The organism is Sphingomonas sp. PP-CE-1A-559, assembly GCF_004340965.1.
Taxonomy (GTDB): domain Bacteria; phylum Pseudomonadota; class Alphaproteobacteria; order Sphingomonadales; family Sphingomonadaceae; genus Sphingomonas.
In genome coordinates, this window is sequence record NZ_SLYA01000001.1 from 1,073,565 (window position 1) to 1,098,774 (window position 25,210).

Genomic DNA, 25,210 nt, shown 5'->3' on the forward strand with positions numbered 1-25,210 from the left:
GAAAGGGCCTTGGAGGTTACGCCCCCGCTTCGGCCGGCTTTCCCTGGCGCACGTCACCCGGCAGGCCGGTGATCGTCTTCACCTCCATGAAGTCGGTCAGGCCATAGCGCCCGTTCTCGCGACCATTGCCCGACTGCTTGTAGCCGCCGAACGGCGCGCCGATGTCCGGGCTCCACGAGTTGATCGTCACCAGCCCCGCGCGCAACTTCGGTGCGACCTTGGCAGCCGCTGCCGGATCACCCGAGATCGTCGCCGACAGCCCGTATTCGGTCGCGTTGGCAATACGGATCCCCTCGTCCTGATCGGTATACGACGTGATCGTCGCAACCGGTCCGAATGTCTCTTCCTGCGCGATCCGCATGTCCGGACGCACGTCGGTGAACAGCGTCGGCTGGATGTAATACCCCGCATTACGCCCGTCCGGACGCCCGACGCCGCCGGTCACCAGCGTGGCGCCTTCGTCGATCGCCGACTGGATCAGCCCCTGGATCTTGTCGAACTGCGCCTTGTTGACGACCGGGCCGATGTGCTGGCCCATCTCGGCGGGATCGCCGACCTTGGTCTGTTCCATCATCGATTTCACGATCTCGGTAGCCTCGGTGACCTGGCTCGCGTGGACTAGCAGGCGGGTAGGTGCGATGCAGCTCTGCCCCGAATTGGCCAGCACGCCGGCCACCGTCGGCGGCAGCACGGCGGCTAGATCGGAGCCTTCGAGCACAAGGTTCGCTGCCTTGCCGCCAAGCTCCTGATGCACCCGCTTCACGGTCGGTGCTGCCGCCAAAGCCACCGCAATTCCGGCCCGTGTCGAGCCAGTGAAGCTCACCATGTCGACGTGGCGATGCGCGCACAATGCTGCGCCCACGCCTGGACCGTCACCGTTGATCAGGTTGAACACCCCCGCCGGCACGCCTGCCGCATCCATGATCTCCGCCAGGATCACCGCGCACGAGGGCGCTTCCTCGGACGGCTTCAGGATCATCGTGTCGCCGGCAGCAAGTGCAGGGGCGACCTTCGCGCAGATCTGATTCAGCGGCCAGTTCCACGGCGTGATCATCGCCACGACGCCGAGCGGCTCGTGCACCACGGTCGCCTTGCCGATCGTTTCGGAGAACTCGAACGCCGCCAGCGCCTTCGCGGTCGCGGAGAAATGCGCGAGTCCGGTGGGCGCCTGCGCCATCGAGGCGAGCGCCATCGGCGCGCCCATCTCCTGCGACATCGCCTTTGCCAGATCGGGCATCCGCGCCTTGTACTCGGTCATGATGCGGCCGAGCACGTCGAGGCGCTCCTGGACGCTGGTCTGGCTCCAGCTTTCGAACGCGGCGCGGGCCGCAGCCACGGCCTTGTCGACATCGGCGGCGGTGCCCAGCGTGATCTCGGTGCACGGCTGCTCGGTCGACGGGTCGATCACCTGATAGACGGTGCCGCCCTCACTATCGACCCAAGCGCCGTCAATATACTGCTGCAAATAGCTTTTCATCGTGCCTCTCCGCATCTTGTCTTGCGCAGGAATGGGCTCGCCGGAGATCGGTTGCAACCCGAAACGCATGCCGTAGGTTGACCGGGAAATTCATCAGGAGGCCGGCATGGCGAGAGTGGCATTCATCGAGAAGACCGGCGGCCCCGAGGTCATCCAGTGGCGCGACGTCGAACTGCCGCCGCCGGGCAAGGGCGAGGTCTGGATGTGGAACACCGCGGTCGGGCTGAACTATATCGACACCTACCACCGCAGCGGCGTGTATCCGATCGACATGCCCTCGGGGCTCGGCAGCGAGGCGGCGGGCGTGGTGATGGCGGTCGGGGAAGGTGTGACCGAGTTTGCGCCCGGCGACCGGGTCGGCACCTTCGGCCCTTCGCGCGGGGCCTATGCAACCGAGCGCAACGTGTCCGCGAGCCAGTTGTTCAAGCTCCCCGACACGCTCGACGACCAGACCGCCGCGGCGATCCTGCTCAAGGGCGCCACCGCCGAATTCCTGGTCGAGCGCTGCGCCAAGGTGCAGGCGGGCCAGACCGTGCTCGTCCACGCGGCGGCGGGTGGGGTAGGCCACATCCTCGTCGGCTGGCTGAAAGCGATCGGCGCGACCGTCATCGCCAGCGTCGGCAGCGAGGACAAGGCGGCACGGACGCGGAAAGCCGGTGCCGATCACGTCATCCTCCACAAGTCCGAGGACATCGCCGCGCGAGTTCGCGAGATCACGGATGGGAAGGGGGTGCCTGTGGTCCTCGACGGTGTTGGTCGTGCGACGTGGGACGCGTCGCTGGATAGCGCGGCCAGGCGGGGGCTGATCGTCAGCTACGGCAATGCGGGCGGCGTGGTCGACGGCGTCAACATCGGCGTCCTTGCGCGGAAGGGCTCGCTGTTCGTGACGCGGCCGACGCTGTTCGATTACTACGTCACGCCGGAGGAAAGGCAGGCCGGCATCGCCCGCCTGTTCGCAATGCTCGACAACGGCGCGGTCACGCCGGAGATCGGCCGGACCTTTCCGCTCGAAGAGGCTGCCGCCGCCCATCGCGCGATCGAGGCGGGTGAGACTTCGGGGAGCACGATCCTGCTGCCGTAACTGGTGGGCGCGTACGCGAAGGCGCAAAGAAGATTTGTTCGCGCGGAGACGCGGAGACGCGGAGGTGTTGCGGGCGGTACGGGCGTCTCGTTCATCATCTTGCGGCGATGATGAAGGGGACCGTTGGTCCCGGAGAACTCTCCGCGTCTCCGCGTCTCCGCGTGAACCCATTCTTCTCGTCTCTTCGCGCCTTCGCGTGAATCAATACAACGCTTCCGCTAGGCGACGGACGGCGTTGTAGCCTCAGGCCGACGCCGCAAGACGCTTGTACGCGCGACGATCCACGATAGGACAGATGCTTGCCCGAGTGAGACCGTGATGAGCCTGAACATTCTGCTGGTCGAGGACGATGCCGTGTTCGCGCAGGCGATGGCCGAGGAGCTGCGCGGGTTCGATCACGCGGTGACCGTGGCGCCGGATGGCCGAGACGCACTCGCCGCGGTGGATAGCCAGGCGTTCGACGCGGTGATCCTCGATCGGATGCTCCCGAAGATCGACGGCATCTCCGTGCTGGAGCGGCTGCGGAGCGCGAACATCACGATGCCGGTCATCATGCTCAGCGCGCTCGGCCGCTCGGTCGAGAAGGTCGAGGGGCTGGAGGCGGGCGCGGACGACTATGTGGTCAAGCCGATCGCCGCGGTCGAACTGAACGCACGCCTGCTTGCCTTGATGCGCGGGCGCGGCTGGACCGGTAGTGCGGGCGACACGATCCACGCCGGCGATATCGTCGTCAGCCCGACCAAGTTCCGCGCGTGGCGCGACGGCATCGCGCTCGATCTCGGCAAGCTGGAGTTCAAGCTGCTCGCCGAGTTCGTCGCCAATGCCGATGCGGTACTGACGCGCGCGATGCTGGTCGAGCGGGTCTGGGGGTACGACTTCGCACCGACCACCAACATCGTCGACGTCTATGTCCGCCACCTGCGCGTGAAACTGACCGCGGCGGGCGGCGACGATCCCATCCGCACGGTGCGCGGCGTCGGATACATGCTGCGCGGATGACGCGCCTCCGATCGCTGCGCGCGTTGACGCTGGCGTTCCTGATCGCGTTCCTCGTCGCGACGCTCGGCACCGGGTTCGCGATCTACACCGCGACGCAAGGCACGATCGAGCGACTGGTCGATCGCCGTATCCTGGTCGTGAGCGATGCCGCCGCCGGCATTTCCGGCGACCGCAGCCCCGAAGAACTCGTCCGGCGGATCAACGCCGCGACCCGCGAGCGTGATACCGGCGATATCGGCTTCCTCCTGCTCGACGCGACCGGTCGCAGGCTCGGCGGCAACATCGCCTTGCCGCGCCGCCTGCCGATGGGCTTCTCGACGGTCGCGCTGAAGGACCAGATCGCGGGACTGTCCGCCGGGCGTGCGCTGGTCCGCGATGTCGGGCACGGCATGACGCTGGTGACGATCGCCGAGACCGAACCGTTCGACGACTATAATGCGGCACGTGTCCGGATCTACCTCATCGGCTTCGGATCGATCCTGCTGGTCGTCATCGGTGGCCTGCTGTTCTTCGTCATCACGATCGGGCGGCGTATCGGCGAGACCCGGCGGACGGTCGACGCGATCATCGACGGTGACATGTCGCGACGCGTACCGGTCGATCGATCGGGCGGCGAGTTCGCGCATCAGGCGATGGCCTTCAACCGCATGCTCGACCGTATTGCGGAGTTGATGGTCGGTATCAGCAACGTCTCCAACGATATCGCGCACGATCTTCGCACGCCCTTGGCACGCTTGCGCAGCCAGTTGGCACTGGCGTTGCGTCGGGCCCAGACGGACAGCCAGCGCGATGATCTGGAAACCGCGATCGCGATGAGCGACGAACTGCTCGAGATGTTCGCGGCGATGCTGCGGATCGCCGAGATCGAAGGCGGCGATCGGCGCGCGGCGTTCGCGGCGCTTGATCTGGCGGCGCTGGCCGAAGAGATCGCGACGATGATGCAGCCGGTAGTCGCCGATGGCGACCGGACGCTGACGCTGAAAACATCGCCCGTGGCCGAGATCGTCGGCGATCGCCAACTGCTCGGCCAGATGCTCGTGAACCTCATCGAGAACGCGCTCCGCCACACCCCACCCGGCACCCTCATCGAGATCGGCGTCACGACTACCGGCAAGACTGCCACGCTCACGGTGACCGATACCGGCCCCGGCATTCCGGAGAATCAGCGCAAGCTGGCGTTGCGGCGGTTCGGGCGGCTCGACGCCAGCCGCCACGACGAAGGGCATGGTCTCGGCCTGCCCCTGATCCAGGCGATAGTCCGGCTTCACCGCGGCACTATCCTGCTCGAAGACGCCGCCCCCGGACTGCGCGTCGTCATTGCCCTACCTGGGGGCTGAAACGACGAAACCCGGACAGGCTCGACGCCGGTCCGGGTTCGTCTTTCTACACGGTCACCGCGATCAGAACTTGACCGAAGCTTCCATGCCGTAGGTGCGAGGCGCGTTGAAATTGCCGTAGTCGCCCAGCACGTTGTTGACGCTGCCAGATGTGAGGTTGGTCGTCGGAGCGCCCGGCAGGCTGTTCGACGGGTCGCGGCGGAACACGTATTGCTTGTCGAACAGGTTGCGGACCCAGGCCGAGATCGTCACCGCGTTGCTGCCGCCGACGTGAATGTTCGCCAAGGCGAGACGCGCGTTGGCGATGAACGCGGGGTCGTTCTTGGTCGCGAACTGATCGAAGGTTTGTGTGGCCTGCGAGTAGTTGCCGTCGAGGTGGAACTTCAGGTCCATATCGCCGACCGGCATCGTGTAGTCGACCGATCCGTTGGCGGCATTGCGCGGCGTGAACACGATGTAGAAGTTCTGGTACACGCCGGTCGACGCGATCAGCACCGGCGGGATCTTCGTGTAGGTATAGGCATAGCCCGCGGTCAGCGTCAGGCCGTCGACCGGCTGCACGGTCAGGTCGGCCTCGATCCCGCGGATCTTGGTAATGCCGGGCGCATTGATCGTCACGAGGTTGTTGAAGCTGCCCGACGCGGTCGTCTGGATCGAGCTGATGTCGACCTGGCTGTTCTTGCGGTCCATGATGTAGCCGGCAAGGTTCAGGCGGGCACGGTGGTTCCAGAAATCGGTCTTCGCACCGATCTCGTACGACTTCACGTCCTCGGGGTTGAACGTCTGGTAGTTGGACGTCCGCGAGCTGGCACCGCCGGCACGGTAGCCGGTCGCGTACTTGGCATAGACGTGGACCGAGTCACTGGCGTCATAGGCGAGCGTCGCCATCGGATTGAAGCGGTTCCAGGTGGCGTCGAGCGGCGCATAGCCGGCCGCGGTCAGCTGGGCCTGGGTCGCCGTGTCGTAGTTCAGGTTACGCGAGAAATGCAGCACGCCCTGCTTCTCGTCGCGCGTGTAGCGGCCACCGGCGGTCAGGTGAACGCGGTCGGTCGCGTTCCAGGTGACCTGGCCGTAGCCCGCATAGCTCTTCGAATGCACTTCCGAAGCACGATCGATCGAGCGGCATCCCACGAGCGAGCCGAACCCGCCCGACCCGGTGCAGGGATCGAGCACCGAGATAGTCGTCAGCGCCGAATTGAACGCCAGCGAGTTCGGCGTCGCCGCGTCGTCGCTGATGTGCTCGTTGAAGTAATACAGCCCGGCGACGTAATCGAACTGGCCGACCGTACCTACCGCCTGGAATTCCTGGCTGAACTGGTTCTGATGCAGGTCGGCGAGGCTGTAGCGGCTGAAGTTGCACGCACTGCCGACGCAGCCAGCGGCAACGACGGGGACGCGGTGATAGCCGCCGCTGTTGTCATACTGGGTCGCGTTCACGCCGCGCCACGCGGTGATCGAGCGGAGTTCGATCTCGGGCGCGACATCCCAGCGGATGTTCGAGGTGAAGCCGTGCGTCTTGTCGATGCTTGGTTGCTGCGGCACGCCGATGTCGGCGACCTTCATCCGGCTGTCGCCATTGACGACGACCTGGCTCGGGAGCGGCTTCACGCTGCCGGTCAGCGTCGTGTAGTTGGTTCCGGGCAGCGAGCAGGCGGGCGAGGCGGATTGCGCACCGGCCTTGCACCCGTTCGGGTTCACGTTGAGCAACTGGCTGTAGAACGGGCTGTTCGAGTCGTAGCCGTTATCGTAGCTGAAATCGGCGGTCATGCCCGAGATCGGGCGGACACGTGCGGTCGCCTTGAAGCCGCGGCGATGATAATAATTGAAGCCGGTTTGGTCTGCGAGCGGGTTCTTGGTGGTCGCGTCCTGATGCTGGATGACGCCGTCGAGCTTCAGCGATACGCCGTACGTTTCGGGCAGGTCGACATGCAGCGTACCGTTATAGCTGCCATAGTTGGCGATCCCCCCGGTCGCGCTGCCGCCCCATTTGCCGCTCGGGCCCTTGGTGACGATGCTGAGCGCGCCGCCTTCGGTGTTGCGACCGAATAGCGTGCCCTGCGGGCCCTTGAGCACTTCGATCCGGTCGACGTCGAACAGCGCGGCGTTCAGGCCGTGCTGGCGACCGAGATAGACACCGTCGATGTAGACGCCGACGCCCTGCTCACGTGCGGGCTGGTTGGCGTCGAGCGGAACGATGCCGCGGATACCGATCGTCAGCGCGGACTGGCGCGCCTCGAACGTCGCGACGCGCAACGACGGCACTGCGCCGTCGGCGAGATCGTACAGGCTCTGGACGTGGCGGTCGGTCAGCGCCTGGCTGCTCAGGACGTTGATCGCGATCGGCGTTTTCTGAAGGTTCGTCTCTCGCTTGGTCGCGGTGACGACGATCTCGCCAAGACCGGTCTGGTCGGCGGGTTCCGCAGTGGCGGGGGCCGGATCGATCACGGGGTCTGCGGCAGCGGCAGCGGGCGCCGTATCCTTGGCGGCGGTCGGCGCGGGGGCTGCGAACACTGGCGACGCGATCGCGACCGTCAGGGCGGCGCCGGCCAGCAGCCGCAAGCGCAGGCTTGCTGAATTCAACATCGAGAGTTTCCCTTTTTCGGCAGTCTTTGCCTTGAAGGGCGCGATAGGCGGCGGTCGTGGCACGTCCGTTACGAATATAAGAATCACGTGTCCGGCGATTTTAACGTTGGTTTAATGTGGGTTTATCCTCGCGCGTACGTGAGGCGATCCCGGATGACGTCGCTGTCATGTGAATGTCATGCAAAAGTAACGTCGGTGCCATGCACGGCCGCTACCGCGCCTCCCAAGCCGGCTGAAGAAGTCGGGACCACCCGGGGGAATACCATGAAATCGAACCTGTCGACCCGCGTCCGCGGTCGCGTCCTCGCGCATGCGCTGCTCACTGGCTGCGCGCTGACCTCGCTGACCGCCACCAGCGCCTATGCGCGTCCCGATGCCGCGACCCCGGTCGGCGCGCCGCGTGCGCTTGGGAGCATCACCGGTACCGTGTCGCAGGCAGGCAGCGGCGACTATCTCGACGGTGCATCGGTCTCGATCCCGACGCTCGAACTGTCGACCGTGGTCGATCGCACCGGGCGGTTCTCGCTGGTCGGTGTCCCCGCCGGCACGTACGAACTCGTCATCCGCTATGTCGGCTTCCCCGACGCCCGCCGGACGGTGACGGTCGCCGATGCTGCGGTAACGCTCGACGTGGCGATGACCACCGAAGTCGGCGCAAACGCAGGCGAGGGCGACGAGATCGTCGTCTCGGGCTCGCGCCCGATCGCGGAATCCGAAGCTGCGGCGCTTCAGATCCAGCGGACCAGCCCCTCGCTCGTCTCGGTCATCGCCTCCGATTCGATCGGACGCCTGCCGGATCAGAACATCGCACAGGCGGTCAGCCGGCTCCCCGGCGTCGGCGTGCAGCGTGACCAGGGTCAGGCGCGCTACATCACGCTGCGCGGCGCACCGATTAACTGGACCACGCTGTCGATCGACGGCATCAACGTCGTCAGTCCCGAAGGCCGCGACGCACGCTTCGATTCCATCCCTTCGGCGATCGCGTCGCAGATCATTGTGCGCAAGGCCGTCACGCCCGACATGACCGGCGAGACGATCGCGGGCAACGTCGACATCATCACGCGCTCGGCGTTCGATTATCCGGGCATGAAGGTGCAGGCCAAGGGCGGCGTCGGCCATGTCGAACTCGGCAAGAAGACCGAATATGAAGGTTCGCTCGTCATCTCCGACCGGATCGACACCGGTATCGGCGAGTTCGGCATCGTCTCCTCCGCCAGCCTGTATCGCCGCGGCATGGTCACCGACAATTTTGAGACCGACTTCGAAGCGGTCGACCGCGATCGCCGCCCCGGTTTCGAGACGCGCAACTGGGCGCGCGAGACCGAGAACAAGCTGTATCGCCTGACGCGTAAAAACTACTCGCTGTCGACCCGGCTCGACTGGCGCCCGGCGCCCGGCCACAAGCTGTTCGCGGAATCGATCTACTCGGCGTTCCAGGACGACGAACAGCGCAACAACTACATTTTCGATCTCGACGACCAGCAGTCGCGCACGCCCAACGGCACCGCCGCCTGCACCGTCAACGCGCGCCCCGCGACCGGCACGACCGGCTATGCCGACGTCTGCACCGGCAACACGCCGCTGCTGGGCACGGTCTACGGCATCGATCTCAACTCGAACTTCACCGTGCGCAAGTACAAGCAGTCGGTGTTCACCAACACGGTCGGCGGCGATCACGAACTCGGCGCCTGGAACGTGAAATGGCGTGGTAATTTCACCCGCTCGATCGACGACCGCTCGCAGCCTGCACAGCTGAACTACGACAGCCCGTCGTTCGGCACCAACGGCGCGAACGCCGCCAACCGCCTGACCGTCGGCTACGACCTGACCGACCCACAGCTCGCCAAGGTCCAGCTGTTCCGCACGATCCGCAACGCCGACGGCACCTTCTCGCGCGGCGCTCAGGTCACGTCGATCGAGGACTTTCCGCGCACCCTGGCCCGCTTGCGGTCGCTGAAGGCGCAGGACGTGACCGAAGCCTATACCGCAAAGCTCGACATCAGCCGCGAGGCCTCGGTGTTCGGCGCGCAGACGGTGTTCGCGGCTGGCCTTCGCTATGACGATCGTACCAAGACCGCGAACGAGTATCTGCTCGAGCTGAGCACGCCGGCCCAGTTCGCCGCGGCGGGCATTCCGACGGGGTACGCCGCCATCGCCAAGCCGGGCGGGTTCCAGGGCGAGATCCCGCTCGGCTACACCTTCCAGTATTTCGATCGGGACAAGATCCTGGCGCTGGTCGAGCAAGCCAAGGCGGTCAGCCCGTTCGTGTCCACCGACGCCAATTTCTACGATGTCGGCGAGAAGGTCTATTCCGCCTACGCGATGGCGACGACGACCACCAACTGGGGCAGCGTCATCGGTGGCGCGCGCGTCGAGCACATCCGCAACGACGCCCGCGCGTTCTCGTCGCTCGGCCTGATCGACGTGAAATCGAGCCAGACGCTCGTCTATCCAAGCCTCCACGTGAACTGGGACGTCAATGATCGGATGAAGGCGCGGCTGTCGTTCAACACCGGCGCCGCACGTCCCGACTACGATCAGTTGCGCCCCAATCTGAGCATCAACGACGCGAATGCGACGATCTCCGGCGGCAACCCCGACGCGAAGCCCGAAAAGGCCAAGGGCGTCGATCTCTACGTCGAATATTACACCATGCCGCGCGGTTTCCTCTCGATCGGCGCGTACTACAAGGACGTCACCGATGTCCTGTTCGACTCGACCCGGACCTACGGCCAGACGAACCTGAACGCCGCCGGCGTCGATCGGTCGGGCTATGTCTACTCGACCATCATCAACGGCGGCAAAGGCTATATCATGGGGATCGAGGGGGCGATCCAGCAGCAGCTCGACCCCTTTACCGCCGATCTCGGCCTGCCCGACTGGATGGGTGGCTTCGGCGTGCAGCTCAATGCAACGATTAACAAGAGCCGTGCCGATACGCCGGCAACAGGCGCGATCCCGTCGCGGAAAGTTCGCCTGCCCGGCGCATCGGATGCGATCTACAATCTGATCGCCTATTACGAAAAATACGGCTTCTCGGCCCGCGTTTCGTACCAGAACCGGTCGGCGTGGCTCGATGCGATCGGCGCGGTCGACACGATCGGTGGCGTCGTCCGCGGCGTCGATGGCGGCGATTTCTACTGGGCCAAGGATAACGAACTCGACGCGTCCGTCCGCTATGCGATCAACGGCAATGTCGAGATCTACGGGGATTTCGCCAACCTGCTGAACGGTCCAGGCCGTCGCTATGTCGGATCGTCGGCCTACACGATCGAGCATGAGACGTTCGGCCGCCGCTACACCGGCGGCGTTCGGGTGACGTTCTGATGCGGGTGTTGCCCCTCCTCGCGGTGTTGCTGGCGGGATGTGCGACGACCTCGGCCCCGGTGGCGGTCGAGGCGCCGACAGTCGCGGCGACCGCCGAGACCGACCCGGTCGACACCGCCGCCGATGCCGCGGACGATCCCGCGATCTGGCGCAACGCGAGCGATCCGGCGAAGAGCCTCGTCATCGGCACCGACAAGAAGGCGGGCATCCACGTCTACAGCCTGGCGGGCAAGCGCCTCAGCTTCACCCCGGCCGCGCGGCTCAACAACGTCGACCTGCGCGATCTTGGCGCCAAATCTGGCGGGCGCGTGATCGCCGCTGCCAGCGACCGGGCCGACATCGCCACCGCACACGTTTCGCTCTTCACGCTCGACACGGCGGCGGCGAAGCTCGTCTCGCTAGGTCGCTTCCCGGTCGGACCGGGCGAGGCCTACGGCATGTGCCTCTGGACCCGAGCGCGAGACCACGCGCTGTTCGGCTTCGTCGTCCTGAAGGACGGCCGCATCGACCAGGTCGCGATCGACCTCTCCGGCGCAGCGCCCAAGGTCACGACGGTCCGCTCGATGAAGCTCGGCACCCAGTCCGAAGGCTGCGTCGTCGACGATCGCACCGGGCAGCTCTACGTCGCCGAGGAAGATGTCGGCCTCTGGCGCTTCGACGCCGAGCCGTCAGCATCGGTCACAGCAACCCCGATCGCCAAGGTCGACGGCAAGACGCTGGTCGCCGACGCCGAGGGCCTAGCGCTCGCCCCGTCAGGCAGGAACGGCGGCTATCTCGTCGTGTCTAGCCAAGGCGACAACGCCTACACGCTCTACCGCCTGCCGGGCGTCACCTATGCCGGTCGCTTCCGCATCGGCGGGGGCGCGATCGACGGGACCAGCGATACCGACGGAATCGAACTGATGCTCGGAAACTTCGGCTCCGCCTACCCCCAGGGCCTGTTCGTCGCTCAAGACGGCGACAACGCACCGGCCACGCAGAACTTCAAATACGTCAGCTGGGCCGGCGTGAAGCGCGCGCTGAAACTGCGCTGATCCTCACGATGGCGCGCCGTCGCAATAGGCGACGACCATCGTGCGGATGTCGACCCGCGCCTTGAGGCGGGCGGCGAGCAAGGCTGTGCCGCTGATCTTGCGCTGCACGAACAGCGTGTCGATCGGGGGCAAGTGCCAAGTGTCGCGGTCGCGCGCGATCTCGGTACCCTGTTCGCGCAGGACCCCGACGAACGCGCGGTCGCCGAAGTCGAATGGGCCGGGCTTGGCGAGCTCGGCGAGGATGACGTCGATCATCCGATCAACGAGTGCGCGGTGCTGGAGAACGGCCGCTTCGCCGAGGAAACCGGCGGCAATGGCCGCTTCGCGCACCGCGTCACGGTCGCCGGCGAGGGCTGCGGTAAGCAGGCGACGATAGCCTTCTCCGGTCTCGGCGGGGAGGGGGCGGGCAGCGCCGAAATCGAGCAGGACGAGCTTTTCCGTCTCGGGCTGCCAGCGGTAGTTGGCGAAGTTGGGGTCCGTCTGCATCAGCCGCCAGTCGAACAGTTCGCGCAGGACGAGCGAGATCAGGTCGTGCATCACCCGGTCGCGGACCTCCTGCGGCGCGGTCTCCAGCGTCTCGACGGGCACGCCAGTGACGAAGCTCATCGCAAGGACGCGTGGCGTGGTCAGCTCCGAATAGAGCGCGGGCACGACGAACTGCGACTGATCGGCGAGCAGGTCGCCGTACCGCGCGAGCATCTGCGCCTCGCGGAGGTAATCGGCCTCCTCATGAAGCTGCTTCTTCGCCTCGTCGAGCAACGGCGCGATGTCGAGCGACTTGGGGAGCATGCCCGACACGCGCAGCAGCGTCGCGACGTTGTCGACGTCGGCGTCGATGCTCTCCTTCACGCCGGGATACTGGACCTTGATTGCCAGTTCGGTGCCGTTGGGCAGGCGCGCGCGGTGGACCTGTCCGATCGAGGCGGCGGCAACGGGGTGCGCCTGGAAATGTGCGAATTTGCGGCGCCAGTCCTTGCCCCATTCTGCGGCGAGCACGCGGTCGAGTTGCTGCGGCGGCATGTGGTTCGCATTGTTGCGCAGGCGGGCGAGGATGGTGGCGAGCTCGGGCGGGAGCATGTCGCCCGCGTCCATCGAGATCATCTGCCCCAGCTTCATCGCGGCGCCGCGGAGGTGCGAGAGTTGATCGGCAACGCGCGTGGCGTTGGCGGGGGTGAGGAGGAGGTCGCCGATCTTGGGGCGTTCGCCATTGGCGAGGCGGCGGGCGCCTTCTGCGACGACTCCGCCGGCGACACCGCCCGCGAGTTTGCCGAAGACTCCGAGACGGGCGAGACGGCCGCTCGGGATCGCGCGTCCGGCGCTGTTGCCGCTGTCTTCGGTCACGGGTGTTCCTTGGGTTTCTTCGGGAGAGCTCTCGGGAAAGATATGGGTGGCGGTCACGGTCGATCAATCCGAGCCCACCCGCGAAGTTAACCAAGGCTACCCTTGTTCTCCCGCAAAGCTTGTTCTCCCGCGAAGGCGGGAGCCCAGACTGGATCCCCGCCTTCGCGGGGAAACAAACTTGGCGCGGATGCACGAAACTTGATCCTCCCCTGCAAGGGGAGAATTTACGAAAAAGGGCGCCCGGATTGCTCCGCGCGCCCTCTTCCAATTCAGCGACGTGGCGAAGCCACGCCGTCGGTCGTCGCTACTCGCGACGCCGGCCGACAGCGGCTGTGCGCTCTCGCGCACCGCTGCCGGCTCGGCAGCTCAGCCGCTGTAGTACATGTCATATTCGACCGGGCTAGGCGTCATCTCCCAGCGCGCAACCTCGGCGTACTTGATCTCGACATAGCTCTCGATCTGGTCCTTCGAGAACACGTCGCCCTTCAGCAGGAAGTCGTGATCGGCGAGCAGGCATTCGAGTGCCTCGCGGAGCGAACCCGCGACGGTTGGAACCTGCGCGAGCTCTGCCGGCGGCAGGTCGTACAGGTTCTTGTCCATCGCCTCGCCCGGATGGATCTTGTTGAGGATGCCGTCCATGCCCGCCATCATCAGCGCCGCATAAGCGAGATACGGGTTGGCCAGCGCGTCCGGGAAGCGCACTTCGACGCGCTTCGCCTTGGGGCCGGTGCCGTACGGGATGCGGCACGATGCCGAGCGGTTGCGTGCCGAATAGGCGAGCAGCACGGGTGCTTCGTAACCGGGGACGAGGCGCTTGTAGCTGTTGGTCGACGGGTTGGTGAACGCGTTGACCGCCTTGGCGTGCTTGATGATGCCGCCGATGAAATACAGGCACATGTCGCTCAGGCCCGCATAGCCGTTGCCGGCGAACAGCGGGGTCTTGCCTTCCCAGATCGAGAAATGCGTGTGCATCCCCGAGCCGTTGTCCTCCTTGATCGGCTTCGGCATGAACGTCGCCGTCTTGCCGTACGCATGCGCGACCTGGTGGACGACATACTTGTAGATCTGCATGCGATCCGCGGTCTGCGTCAGCGTGCCGAAGGTCAGGCCCAGCTCATGCTGTGCGGCCGCGACTTCGTGGTGATGCTTGTCGCAGGGCAGGCCCATCTCGATCATCGTCGAGACCATCTCGCCGCGGATATCGACGGCGCTGTCGACCGGTGCGACCGGGAAGTAGCCGCCCTTGGCGCGCGGACGGTGGCCGAGGTTGCCGCCCTCGTACTCGCGACCCGAATTGCCCGGCAGCTCGATGTCGTCGATCTTGTAGTAGCTGGTCGAATAGCTGTTCTCGAAGCGGACATCGTCGAACATGAAGAATTCGGCTTCGGGGCCGACATACACGGTGTCGCCGACGCCGGTGGTCAGCAGATACGCCTCGGCGCGCTTGGCGGTCGAGCGCGGATCGCGCGAATACAGTTCCCCGGTCGACGGATCGGCGATGTCGCAGATCAGGATCATCATCGGCGTCGCCGAGAACGGATCGACATAGACCGCGTCGAGATCGGGCTTGAGCGTCATGTCGCTCTCGTTGATCGCCTTCCAGCCCTCGATCGACGAACCGTCGAACATCAGGCCGTCGGTCAGCTCGTCTTCGCCGATCAGGCTCGCGACCATCGTCAGATGCTGCCACTTGCCCTTGGGATCGGTGAACCGCAGATCGACCCACTCGATCTCCTGGTCCTTGATCATATTGAGAACGTCGGAGGCCGAATTCGCCATGATGCTTGCCCTTCGTTTTGAGATTTCCACCGCGTCATGCGGGGAATCTAATTGCGGTATGGAATAGAATTTCCACACAATGTTGCGTCGCGTCAAATGACGATGTCGTCAATCGTCGTCAACGCCTCATGCGTGGGTAAGAACTAGATTGCGTCGTCGTCGCGCTCGCCGGTGCGGATGCGGAGCGCGCTCTCGACCGGGATGACGAAGATCTTGCCGTCGCCGATCCGGCCGGTCTGCGCGGCTGCGGCGATCGCCTCGACGACGCGCTGTGCGAGACCGTCCTCGACGACGACCTCGAGCTTCACCTTCGGCAGGAAGTCGACGACATATTCCGCGCCGCGGTACAACTCGGTGTGGCCCTTCTGCCGGCCGAAGCCCTTGGCCTCGGTCACGGTGATGCCGCTCACGCCGATCTCGTGCAGCGCTTCCTTCACCTCATCCAGCTTGAACGGCTTGATGATGGCTTCGATCTTTTTCACAGGTACGCCCCCGATTGTCGTTGAAACCCTCGCCCTTTCGGACGAGCCGTCCGCCCTGAAGGGCGCCTTGCACCAAGCGTGCCAGCCGCGGCGCCCTCGGGCAACCGCGGAATATCGTTGATTTCACTGCCCGAAATTGCGGCACACAGGCGGTGCGTGCGCAATCCAAGGGCAGGGGAGCCGATCACAGGATCTCGTGCAACCGTGCGATCGGGCGGCCAAGCCGGACGCCCTTGTCGGTCTCGACCAGTGGGCGCTCGATCAGCAGCGGATCGATCATCATCGCATCGAGGATCGCCTCGGCGTCGCCATGCTTGACCGCCTTGGCGCCATCCTCGGCCATGCGGAGGCCCTGCCGCGGCGTCATGCCGGCGCGGTCGTAGAGGCGGATAAGCTCCGCGCGGGATGGAGGGTTCTTCAGATATTCGACGATCGTGACGTCCGCCCCGGCCTCTTGCAGCAGCGCAAGCGCCTCGCGGGACTTCGAGCAGCGCGGGTTGTGGTAGATCGTCGCCTTCACGAATGCTCCGTCAAAACTCCCCTCCCTGGAAGGGAGGGGTAGGGGGTGGGTCGGTTTCGAGGGAACGTCCGGCCAGCCCCCGGCCGACCCACCCCCGGCCCCTCCCTTTCAGGGAGGGGGGAAGTCAGGCGTTACGCCCCCTGCTTGGCCAACCACTCTTCCAGCCACTTGATCGTGTACGCGCCTTCCTGGAACTCGGGATCGTCGAGTAGCGCACGGTGCAGCGGGATCGTCGTCGTGACGCCCTCTATCACCATCTCCTCGAGCGCACGCCGCAACCGGCGCAGCGCACCCTGCCGAGTCGTCCCGTAGACGATCAGCTTGGCGATCATCGAGTCGTAGTAGGGCGGCACGCGGTACCCCGCATACAGCCCGCTATCGACGCGCACATGCATCCCGCCCGGCGCGTGATACACCTTCACCAGCCCCGGTGACGGCGCGAACGTGCGCGGGTCTTCGGCGTTGATGCGGCATTCGATCGCATGCCCGCGGAACTGGACGTCTTCCTGCCGCAGCGTCAGCGGATGCCCCTCGGCGACGCGGATCTGCTCGCGCACCAGGTCCAGCCCGGTGATCATCTCGGTCACCGGATGCTCGACCTGAAGCCGGGTGTTCATCTCGATGAAGTAGAATTCGCCCGCTTCCCACAGGAACTCGATCGTCCCCGCGCCGCGATAGCCCATGTCGGCCATCGCCTTGGCGACGATCCCGCCCATCCGCTCGCGCTCTTCGGCGGTGATGATCGGCGAGGGCGCTTCCTCGAGCACCTTCTGATGGCGGCGCTGCAGCGAACAGTCGCGCTCGCCCAGGTGGATCGCGTTACCCTCACCGTCGCCGAAGATCTGGAATTCGATATGCCGCGGATTGCCGAGGTATTTTTCCATGTAAACGGTGGCGTCGCCGAACGCGGCCTTCGCCTCGCTGCCGGCCTGCTGCATCTGCGTTTCGAGATCGTCGGGATCGTTGACGACCTTCATCCCGCGACCACCGCCGCCCGACGCCGCCTTGATGATCACCGGATAGCCGATGTCCTCGGCGATGCGCTTGGCCTCGGCGATGTCGCTGATCGCGCCGTCCGAACCGGGAACGAGCGGCAGCCCCAAGGCGCCCGCGGTGCGCTTTGCCTGGACCTTGTCGCCCATCGTCCGGATGTGCTCGGGCTTCGGGCCGACGAACAAGATGTTGTGCAGCTCGACGATCTCGGCGAACTGCGCGTTCTCGCTGAGGAAGCCGTAGCCCGGATGGATCGCGTCGGCACCGGAGATTTCGGCGGCCGAGATGATGTTCGGGATGTTCAGATAGCTGTCCGCGGCGGACGGCGGTCCGATGCAGATCGCCTCGTCGGCGAGCCGCACGTGCATCGCGTCGGCGTCGGCGGTCGAGTGCACGGCCACCGTCTTAATGCCCATCTCGTGGCAGGCACGGTGGATCCGCAGCGCGATCTCGCCGCGATTCGCAATGAGCAGCTTCTTGATTTGCGGCATTATTCCACCACGACCAGCGGCTGGTCGAACTCAACTGGCTGGCCGTTCTCGACCAGGATCGCGGTCACCGTGCCGGCCGACGGCGCAACGATCGTGTTCATGACCTTCATCGCCTCGATGATCAGCAACGTGTCGCCGGCATTGACCTTCTGGCCGACCGTCGAGAACGGCTTCGCCTCGGGGTTGGCGGCGAGATAGACGGTGCCGACCATCGGCGACTTGACCGCACTCGCACTGATCGCGGGGGCGGACGCACCGACCTCGGCCTGCGGGATCGACAGCGGTGCCGAGACAGGGGCCGGGGCGGGCGGCGCGTAATGCGCGACGGGTGCGGCCTGCGCGGCCTTGCGCGCGACGCGGATCCGGCGTGAGCCGTCCTCGACCTCGATTTCGGTCAGCTGCGTGGTGTCGAGCAGTTCGGCGAGCTGGCGCACCAGGGTCACGTCGACCTGCATTGCGCCCGTGTTTTCAGTTGTATCGTTCATGGCGGGGCCTCCTGTCAGAACCGTGCGACGGCTTCAAGCGCGAGCAGATACGAAAGCGCGCCGAAACCCGCGATCGTGCCCTTCGCCGCCTGACCGACCAGGCTCACATGCCTGAACGATTCACGCGTATGGGGATTGGAAAGATGCACTTCGATCACCGGCGTCTTCACGCCCTTGATCGCGTCGTGCACCGCGACCGAGGTATGCGTGAACGCGCCCGCGTTGAGGATCACGGCCTTGGCACCGCGCGCCTGCGCCTCCTGGATCCAGTCGACGAGGTGCCCCTCGTGATTCGACTGGCGCATGTCGATCTCCAGGTCGAGCTCGCGGGCGCGATCCTCCAGCATCCCGGCGATGTCGTCGAGCGTCTCGTCGCCATAGATTTCCGGCTCGCGCGTTCCCAGCAGATTGAGGTTGGGGCCGTTCAGGACGAATATCGTATCGGGCAAGGGCGGCCTTTCGGTTGCGGGTGCTGCGGAGCGGTCTCTATATGCGCGTCACGCCATTCCTTACAGGCCCGTCTCGCGACAAGTCGAGCCGCGCCGTCGCTATATAGTGGATCACGCACCATGCCCCATTCCGATGGCACCGTCTCGATCACCGTCAACGGCGAGCACAAGCGCGTCTCCGCCGGGCTCTCGCTGGCCGGACTCGCGACCGAACTCGGCCTCGTACCCGAGAAGATCGCGGTCGAGCGGAATATGGAAGTCGTGCCGCGCTCGACCTTGGCCAACGTGATGGTCGAGGACGGCGACGATCTCGAGATCGTGCATTTCGTCGGCGGCGGCGATCACGACAATAGCGGGCATGAGGACAGCTGGACGGTCGCGGGCCAGACCTTCAAGTCACGGCTGATCGTCGGCACCGGCAAGTACAAGGATTTCGCGCAGAACGCCGCCGCGGTCGAGGCATCCGGCGCGGAGATCGTCACCGTCGCCGTCCGCCGCGTCAACGTGTCGGACCGCAACGCGCCGATGCTGACCGACTTCATCGATCCGAAGAAGATCACCTACCTCCCCAACACCGCCGGCTGCTTCGATGCCGAATCGGCGATTCGCACGCTGCGACTGGCGCGCGAAGCGGGCGGCTGGGATCTCGTGAAGCTCGAAGTGCTCGGCGAGGCGAAGACGCTCTATCCCGACATGGTCGAGACGCTTCGCGCAACCGAGATCCTCGCCAACGAGGGCTTCAAGCCAATGGTCTATTGCGTCGACGATCCGATCGCCACCAAGCGGCTGGAGAACGCCGGCGCGGTCGCGATCATGCCGCTGGGCGCACCGATCGGCTCGGGCCTTGGCATCCAGAACCGCGTGACGATCCGCCTGATCGTCGAGGGGGCAGGGGTGCCCGTGCTAGTCGACGCCGGCGTAGGCACCGCGTCCGATGCGGCGGTGGCGATGGAGCTAGGCTGCGACGGCGTGCTGATGAACACCGCCATCGCCGAGGCGAAGGACCCGCTGATGATGGCGGCGGCGATGAAGGCCGCGGTCGAATCGGGGCGGCTCGCCTACCGCGCCGGGCGGATGGGACAGCGTCGCTATGCCGATCCGTCTAGCCCATTGGCGGGGTTGATTTGAAACATAGGTCATGACGCAAACGTCACGGAACCCTCGGTAAAGACGGCCGTTATAGCTCTGCAAGTTCAAGCGGCCCGGTTGGCGGGCCCGCAAAAGCAAGTGGAGGCTCTGATGGGCGAGTTCACCGACAAGGTCGCAGCAGCAGGCAACAAGGTTGCAGGCAACGTCAAGGAAGCCGTCGGCAAGGCAACCGATAACGAGAAGCTGGTAGCTGAAGGCGAGGCGCAGCAGGCCAAGGGCACTGCGCAGAACGTCAAGGGCAGCGTCAAAGGCGCACTCGGCGACGACATCTAAGCTTTAGCTTGATGCAGGAATACAAGCCGCTTCGGGAAACCGGGGCGGCCTTTTCTTTGTGTGATAGGTTTTTGCTGCCGCCATTATCAGAACTGCCGCCACCCCGGCGAAGGCCGGGGCCCAATTGGAACGTCCTGAGTAACGAAGCGAACCGCTCCGTTAGCAGTGTCCCCCAATTGGGCCCCGGCCTTCGCCGGGGTGGTTCAGGGCGCCGAGGTGGTGCCAAGCGTCAAACCAATTCGTCTTGCCCAACCCGCCAACCTCCCTCACGAGCACCTGTATGACCCTTCCGACCCGCAGCTACGCCGCATTCCTGTTCGACATGGACGGCACGATCCTCACCTCGATCGCGTCGGCCGAGCGAACCTGGACCAAATGGGCGATCGCACATGGCCTCGACGCAGCAACGTTCGTGCCGACAATCCACGGCGTGCAATCGGTCGAGACGGTCCGGCGCCTCAACCTCCCCGGCGTCGACCCAGTCGCCGAGGCCGCCGCGATCACCGCCGCCGAAATGCTTGACGTCGGCGACGTCGAGCCGATCGCCGGTGCCGCCGCATTCCTCGCCAGCTTGCCCCCGGAGCGCTGGACGATCGTTACGTCTGCCCCTCGGGCGCTAGCCGAAGTCCGCCTCAAGGCTGCCGGCCTGCCGATCCCCGCGACGATGATTGCCGCGGACGACATCCCCAACGGCAAGCCTGCACCCGACTGTTTCCTGGTCGCGGCGGAACGACTCGGCGTTATGGCAAGCGATTGCCTAGTATTCGAGGATGCTCTCGCCGGGATCACGGCAGGCGAGGCGGCAGGCGCGGATGTTCTGGTAATCACTGCGACCCATGGAACCAGCCATGCGCTCAACGCTCGTCATCTGCGCATCCGCGACTATTTGGACGTGACGGCGAAGGCCTCGTCCGATGGTCAACTGATGATAGCGCTCCGCTGAGAGGGGCGAGAGGTATAATCAATCCGCATCACCAGATCGCTGCGCCCGCGCGATCAGTTCGTCGAGCGCTGCCTCATCCAGCCGACCCGCCGTGCGCAACGCCGCTTCGGGGGTCATCGCGATAACCGCTCCGTCCGGCCCGTCGATCACGACCTCGCCATTTTCATGGAAAACGTCGCGGGGTTCGGCATGCGGACTAGTCATCGCGCTCTCCTGATCTTTCAGGACAAACGTCGGTGAGGACGGATAGGTCCGTTATGCTGACCCACCGTCGTCAGCCAGCGACCAGTTCGCCCATCCACCGATCGAACAATTGCGGCCACAACGACCCAGGCGACCGAGGCGACAGGCGCGTGCCGAAACCGTGTCCGCCATGCTGGAGGAAATGCGCCTCGGCGGGGATGCCGGCGCGGCGGGCGGCGGCGAGCGTATCGACGCTGTTGGCAACCGGGACCGTGTTGTCGTCCTCGGCATGCACGAGGAACAGGGGCGGGTCGCCAGCCTTCAACTGTCGGTCGATCGCATAGCGCGCCTGGACCGCAGGCAGCGGATCGGGACCGAGCAGGTTCGCGCGCGATCCGCCGTGACTACGACCAGGATCCATGTTCGAGACCGCGTACATGAGCCCCGCCCAGGCAGGACGCGCAGAGTGCCGGTCGGCGGCATCAACCGGACGATACGCCTTAAACTCGTGCAGAACCGCCACAGACCCCGCAAGGTGCCCGCCTGCCGAGAAACCGAGAACACCGAGCTTCTCCGCCCTGATCCCGTAGGCGCGAGCGTTCGCCCGGATCAGCCGCATCGCACGCTGCGCATCCGATAGCGGTACATCGGCGCGATCGGCCCAGCCCTCTCCAGGCAACCGGTAGCTCAGCACGAATGCGGTGATCCCGAAACCGTTCAGGACGTGCGCGACGTCGATGCCCTCGTTGCGCAGCGAGGTAATCGAATAGCCCCCGCCGGGCACGATCAGCACGGCGCGACCGTCTGGACGCGCAGGCCGGAACACGCCGACCTCGGGTCGCACAACGCCGCGCATCTGAAAATCGCGATAACCATCGGGGTACCGCGGCATGCGCGGCTGCGGCACCGGTAGCGGGTTCGGCGCGCCTGGCGGAATGCCGGGCCATAGCGCAAATCGTTCTGCGGGCGGCCACATCGGCACGTCCGTAGCGCGCGGCTGAGCGGCGGTGAACTGCGCACCGCCTCGCGCGAATGCAGGAAGCGCCAGCCCGGCGGCGAGGGGGAGGGTGAGCAGCGAACGGCGATCGAAGGTCATGCCGAAATCCTAGACGATCGGATTGCGTTCGGGGAGGGGCCGGCGCCGCGAGCGGCGATTATTCACGAGCTTTCTCAAAATACGGCGAGCGCGGCATGCAGCGTGAGCGCGACAAGCATCAGGCTCGACAGCATAAAGAAGAGAAAGCGGGCCCTGACGCGGTTGCTGGTTGCCTGGACAAGGCTGTGGGCGATCCGTAGCCCGACATAGGCCCAGGCGATCCAGGCATTGACGCCATTGCCCGTGCCGCTGAGCGCAAGCACGGCGCAAACAGCGTAGAACAGCGTCGGCTGTTCCATCAGGTGATTGTAGTTGTGCGCTTTCCACTGCACCTGCGGAGGCAGCGATCGATCCGCGTCGGACGCCTTGGTGCCGACGAGCTTGCCCATGTCGACGCCGGCCGCCTTCATCGCCGGCAACCGCGTCGCGAGCGTCCAACCCAGCATCACGAGCGTCCACGCGATCAGCACGACCATCGGTCGCAGGATCTCGCTATGCATGAAAAAGCCTCCCCCGGTTATCCGGCGAAGGCTGCCTCAATTGCGGGATAGGGGCAACGGTATCCCTAATCCTCCCCCGCTAGGGGGAGGTGTCTCGAAGCGACGGAGGGGGCGGCGGCGATAACGTTGGCGCCGCGTCCTCCCCCTCCGTCAGGCAAGCGCCTGCCACCTCACCCCTTGCGGGGGAGGATCGAAAAGTTCAGGCCTTAGTCAAAGCTCGCGCCCCACTTGCGGATCGGACGGTCCTTCCAGAGCCCACGATGATACGCATCCGACGCCAGCAGAGGCATCACCGAGCCAGCTTCCGCGAACACCATCTGCTCGATCCCCGTGTTCACCTTGCCCCACGAGGCCGCTTCCTGCAGCGTCGAGGACGAGCACGCACCGTCGCGCACGTCGGCAACCGTGATCTGCACCGCGTACTTGTGAACCTGGACGTCGTCGTGGCCGAGAATCTCGGCGCAGACGACGGTGTCCTGGATGAAGTTCTTCGGCACGCCGCCACCGATCATCAGCAGCCCCGTAGTGCCCGCCTTGATCTTGATCTCGGTAAGCTCGCGGAAGTCGGCGATCGCATCGAGGACCATGTACGGCTTGCCCGCCTTCACCGCGTCGACCTGGTGCTTGACCAGACCGAAGCCCGCCGACGAGTCGACGAACGCCGGGCAGAAGATCGGCACGTCATGCTCGTAGGCGAGCTTGACGAGGCTGTTCGCCTTCTTGCCGTGCTCGACGAGATACTTGCCCATTTCGCGGATGAATTCGCGGCTCGAATAGGCGCGCGGCTCGAGCGTCTCGGCGATCTCGAAGATCGTGTGGTCGACGTGCTGGAGCTCTTCCTCGTCGATATAGGTGTCGTAGATCCGGTCGATCATCAGCGAGCGCAGCACGTCGTCGTGCGGCACTTCGAGCGCCTGGTAATGCTTGTGGCCGAGGCCCTCGAAGAAATCCATGTCGACGATCGTCGCGCCGGTCGCGACGATGCCGTCGATCATGTTGTTGCGCAGCAGCTCGGCATACAGGTCCATGCAACCGCCGGCGCTCGTCGAGCCTGCGATCACGAGGAAGATCGTGCAGTCCTTGTCGGCCAGCATCTGGTTGTAGATGTCGGTCGCACGGCCAAGGTCGCGGCTGGTGAACGACATCTTCTTCATCGCGTCGACGATCGGCCGCGCGTCGAAGCTGGTGATGTCGATATGCTCGACGGTCGTGGAAAGGAGTTCCGCCTTGCGCTGCGCGTCGATGCGGGTGTCTTCGGTCATAACATGCTCCATAAATCCCCCTTCCGCTTGCGGGAGGGGTTAGGGGAGGGACTGAAATATCCGCGAACGCCACGCTCGCGGACAAGCCCTCCCCCGACCCCTCCCGTAAACGGGAGGGGAGGAAGAAGGGCGCGGTACTAGAAGTTGGTTACAGCTTGACGACGTTCGACGCGAGGTCCTGGAAGCGTTCGTCATACAGCGAGACCATCGGCTCGTCGGTGACGATCACCGTCTCGTCCGATCCGAACCCGTTGAACGCGGTCCGCATCGCCGAGCCATACGCGCCGAGCATGCCGATCTCGATATAATCGCCGGCCTGCGTGTCCGCGGGCAGCATGAACGGGCCGACCATATAGTCCATGTCGTCGCACGTCGGACCATAGAAGCTGAACTCCATGTCCTTCGCACGGCTGTCCGGCTCGCGGAGCAGCTCGGTCGGGAAACGCCAACCGATATGCGCCGCGTCGAACAGCGCGCCATACGCACCGTCGTTGATATACAGCTCGGTCCCGCGACGCTTCTCGACGCGCACGATGATCGACGAATATTCCGCGCACAATGCCCGGCCGGGCTCGCACCACAGCTCGGACGAATAGCTGACGGGCAGCGATTCGAACGCACGATGGATCGTCTCGAAGAAATGCTCGAGCGGTGGGGGCTCCATGCCAGGGTACGACGACGGGAAGCCGCCACCGACGTCGATGACGTCGACCGTGACTGCCGCCTCGACGATCGCCGCACGGACGCGCTCCATCGCGTTCGAATACGCCTCGGGGGTCATCGCCTGCGAGCCAACGTGGAAGCAGATGCCGAGTGCGTCAGCAGCCTGGCGCGCCGCGAACAGCAACTCCTTGGCTTCATGCGGTGCGGCACCGAATTTCGACGCCAGCGACAGCTTCGAATGCTCGGAAGACACGCGCAACCGAACGCAGAGCGTCAGGTCGGTGGCTTCGCGGGTGGCGCGAACGACCTTGTCGAGCTCTTCCAGGCTGTCGAGGCTGAAGGTGCGGACGCCGTGCGTGAAATACGCCTCGGCGATCGCTTCCTCGGCCTTGACCGGGTGCATGAAGCACAGCGTAGCCCCGGGAAGCGTCCGCGCGACCAGTCGCACTTCTGCGATCGACGCCACGTCGTAATGCGTGATGCCATTGTCCCACAGGATCTGCAGGAGTTCGGGAGACGGGTTCGCCTTCACCGCGTACATCGAGCGACCCGGGAACTTCTCGACGAAGAACCGAGCGGCGCGCGCAGCAGCGTGCGGACGAACGAGCGTGACCGGATTGACCGGACGCCCTTTAGCGATGTCGATGCCGCTCCCGATGTGGGAGGTGTCGGCGGTCGAATGGGCTTTCGCTAACCCCAGCGCGATATGATGCTTGACCAATTCAAGGGACCTCCAATGTCCTGAGACAAATTACAAAAACAC

General features: G+C 65.2%; 22 protein-coding genes. 8 read left to right on the plus strand and 14 right to left on the minus strand.

Annotated elements, in window-relative coordinates; translation table 11 throughout:
- Window positions 1-16 precede the first annotated feature (16 nt).
- Complete coding sequence (locus C8J42_RS04900; RefSeq protein WP_133019078.1) at window positions 17-1,477, minus strand: aldehyde dehydrogenase family protein; 1,461 nt, start codon at window positions 1,475-1,477, stop codon at window positions 17-19.
- 106 nt (window positions 1,478-1,583) lie between these two features.
- Between C8J42_RS04900 and C8J42_RS04905 the strand changes: the two genes are divergently transcribed.
- From C8J42_RS04905 to C8J42_RS04915, 3 genes are all read left to right on the plus strand, one after another.
- Window positions 1,584-2,558: a quinone oxidoreductase gene (locus C8J42_RS04905; RefSeq protein WP_133019079.1), complete on the plus strand. Its 975-nt coding sequence runs from the start codon at window positions 1,584-1,586 to the stop codon at window positions 2,556-2,558.
- A gap of 318 nt (window positions 2,559-2,876) precedes the next feature.
- On the plus strand, window positions 2,877-3,557 hold the full coding sequence (locus C8J42_RS04910; RefSeq protein WP_207897061.1) for a response regulator transcription factor: 681 nt from the start codon (window positions 2,877-2,879) through the stop codon (window positions 3,555-3,557).
- On the plus strand, window positions 3,554-4,894 hold the full coding sequence (locus C8J42_RS04915) for an ATP-binding protein (protein WP_133019080.1): 1,341 nt from the start codon (window positions 3,554-3,556) through the stop codon (window positions 4,892-4,894). The genes C8J42_RS04910 and C8J42_RS04915 overlap by 4 nt, the downstream gene beginning before the upstream one ends.
- A gap of 63 nt (window positions 4,895-4,957) precedes the next feature.
- Here C8J42_RS04915 and C8J42_RS04920 read toward each other — a convergent pair whose 3' ends face one another.
- Entirely contained in the window at window positions 4,958-7,477 is a 2,520-nt protein-coding gene (locus tag C8J42_RS04920; protein WP_133019081.1) for a TonB-dependent receptor, read from the minus strand.
- Between the two features lie 264 nt (window positions 7,478-7,741).
- On the opposite strand from C8J42_RS04920, the gene C8J42_RS04925 reads away from it, so the two are divergent.
- A complete protein-coding gene (locus tag C8J42_RS04925; RefSeq protein ID WP_165895427.1) occupies window positions 7,742-10,804 on the plus strand; it encodes a TonB-dependent receptor in 3,063 nt (1,020 codons plus the stop codon).
- Entirely contained in the window at window positions 10,804-11,838 is a 1,035-nt protein-coding gene (locus tag C8J42_RS04930) for a phytase (RefSeq protein WP_133019083.1), read from the plus strand. The genes C8J42_RS04925 and C8J42_RS04930 overlap by 1 nt, the downstream gene beginning before the upstream one ends.
- A gap of 3 nt (window positions 11,839-11,841) precedes the next feature.
- On the opposite strand, the gene C8J42_RS04935 is transcribed toward C8J42_RS04930, so the two are convergent.
- The 7 genes from C8J42_RS04935 to aroQ form a co-directional block, all read right to left on the minus strand.
- Window positions 11,842-13,179, minus strand: coding sequence for an AarF/ABC1/UbiB kinase family protein (locus C8J42_RS04935; RefSeq protein WP_133019084.1), 1,338 nt, complete (start codon window positions 13,177-13,179; stop codon window positions 11,842-11,844).
- Window positions 13,180-13,545: 366 nt separating this feature from the next.
- Complete coding sequence (gene glnA / locus C8J42_RS04940; protein WP_056490605.1) at window positions 13,546-14,958, minus strand: type I glutamate--ammonia ligase; 1,413 nt, start codon at window positions 14,956-14,958, stop codon at window positions 13,546-13,548.
- A 143-nt stretch (window positions 14,959-15,101) separates the two neighbouring features.
- A complete protein-coding gene (locus C8J42_RS04945; protein WP_055875939.1) occupies window positions 15,102-15,440 on the minus strand; it encodes a P-II family nitrogen regulator in 339 nt (112 codons plus the stop codon).
- Between the two features lie 184 nt (window positions 15,441-15,624).
- Window positions 15,625-15,960, minus strand: a complete 336-nt coding sequence (locus C8J42_RS04950) for an arsenate reductase family protein (protein ID WP_133019085.1) — start codon at window positions 15,958-15,960, stop codon at window positions 15,625-15,627.
- Between the two features lie 131 nt (window positions 15,961-16,091).
- Complete coding sequence (accC, locus tag C8J42_RS04955) at window positions 16,092-17,444, minus strand: acetyl-CoA carboxylase biotin carboxylase subunit (protein ID WP_056050740.1); 1,353 nt, start codon at window positions 17,442-17,444, stop codon at window positions 16,092-16,094.
- Complete coding sequence (gene accB, locus C8J42_RS04960) at window positions 17,444-17,929, minus strand: acetyl-CoA carboxylase biotin carboxyl carrier protein (RefSeq protein ID WP_056490595.1); 486 nt, start codon at window positions 17,927-17,929, stop codon at window positions 17,444-17,446. Before accB ends, accC begins: the two co-directional genes overlap by 1 nt.
- Before the next feature lie 14 nt (window positions 17,930-17,943).
- Window positions 17,944-18,378 (minus strand): type II 3-dehydroquinate dehydratase, encoded by a 435-nt coding sequence (gene aroQ, locus C8J42_RS04965; RefSeq protein WP_093399197.1) that lies wholly within the window; start codon window positions 18,376-18,378, stop codon window positions 17,944-17,946.
- A 120-nt stretch (window positions 18,379-18,498) separates the two neighbouring features.
- On the opposite strand from aroQ, the gene thiS reads away from it, so the two are divergent.
- The 3 genes from thiS to C8J42_RS04980 all read left to right on the plus strand — a co-directional run bounded on the left by thiS (window position 18,499) and on the right by C8J42_RS04980 (window position 20,743).
- Window positions 18,499-19,506 carry a sulfur carrier protein ThiS gene (thiS, locus tag C8J42_RS04970; RefSeq protein ID WP_133019086.1) on the plus strand — a complete coding sequence of 336 codons (1,008 nt, stop codon included), beginning with the start codon at window positions 18,499-18,501 and terminating at the stop codon, window positions 19,504-19,506.
- Between the two features lie 111 nt (window positions 19,507-19,617).
- Window positions 19,618-19,800 (plus strand): CsbD family protein, encoded by a 183-nt coding sequence (locus C8J42_RS04975; protein ID WP_056050734.1) that lies wholly within the window; start codon window positions 19,618-19,620, stop codon window positions 19,798-19,800.
- Window positions 19,801-20,080: 280 nt separating this feature from the next.
- Entirely contained in the window at window positions 20,081-20,743 is a 663-nt protein-coding gene (locus C8J42_RS04980) for an HAD-IA family hydrolase (RefSeq protein ID WP_133019087.1), read from the plus strand.
- Between the two features lie 18 nt (window positions 20,744-20,761).
- Here C8J42_RS04980 and C8J42_RS04985 read toward each other — a convergent pair whose 3' ends face one another.
- From C8J42_RS04985 to C8J42_RS05005, 5 genes are all read right to left on the minus strand, one after another.
- Entirely contained in the window at window positions 20,762-20,947 is a 186-nt protein-coding gene (locus tag C8J42_RS04985) for a hypothetical protein (protein WP_107955187.1), read from the minus strand.
- 70 nt (window positions 20,948-21,017) lie between these two features.
- On the minus strand, window positions 21,018-22,022 hold the full coding sequence (locus C8J42_RS04990; protein WP_133019088.1) for an alpha/beta hydrolase: 1,005 nt from the start codon (window positions 22,020-22,022) through the stop codon (window positions 21,018-21,020).
- A gap of 74 nt (window positions 22,023-22,096) precedes the next feature.
- Window positions 22,097-22,522, minus strand: a complete 426-nt coding sequence (locus C8J42_RS04995) for an MAPEG family protein (protein WP_133019089.1) — start codon at window positions 22,520-22,522, stop codon at window positions 22,097-22,099.
- A gap of 206 nt (window positions 22,523-22,728) precedes the next feature.
- The gene (locus C8J42_RS05000) at window positions 22,729-23,784 is read right to left on the minus strand and encodes a deoxyhypusine synthase (protein WP_133019090.1); all 1,056 of its coding nucleotides are present in this window, start codon (window positions 23,782-23,784) and stop codon (window positions 22,729-22,731) included.
- Window positions 23,785-23,932: 148 nt separating this feature from the next.
- The gene (locus C8J42_RS05005) at window positions 23,933-25,168 is read right to left on the minus strand and encodes a type III PLP-dependent enzyme (protein WP_133019091.1); all 1,236 of its coding nucleotides are present in this window, start codon (window positions 25,166-25,168) and stop codon (window positions 23,933-23,935) included.
- Window positions 25,169-25,210 lie beyond the last annotated feature (42 nt).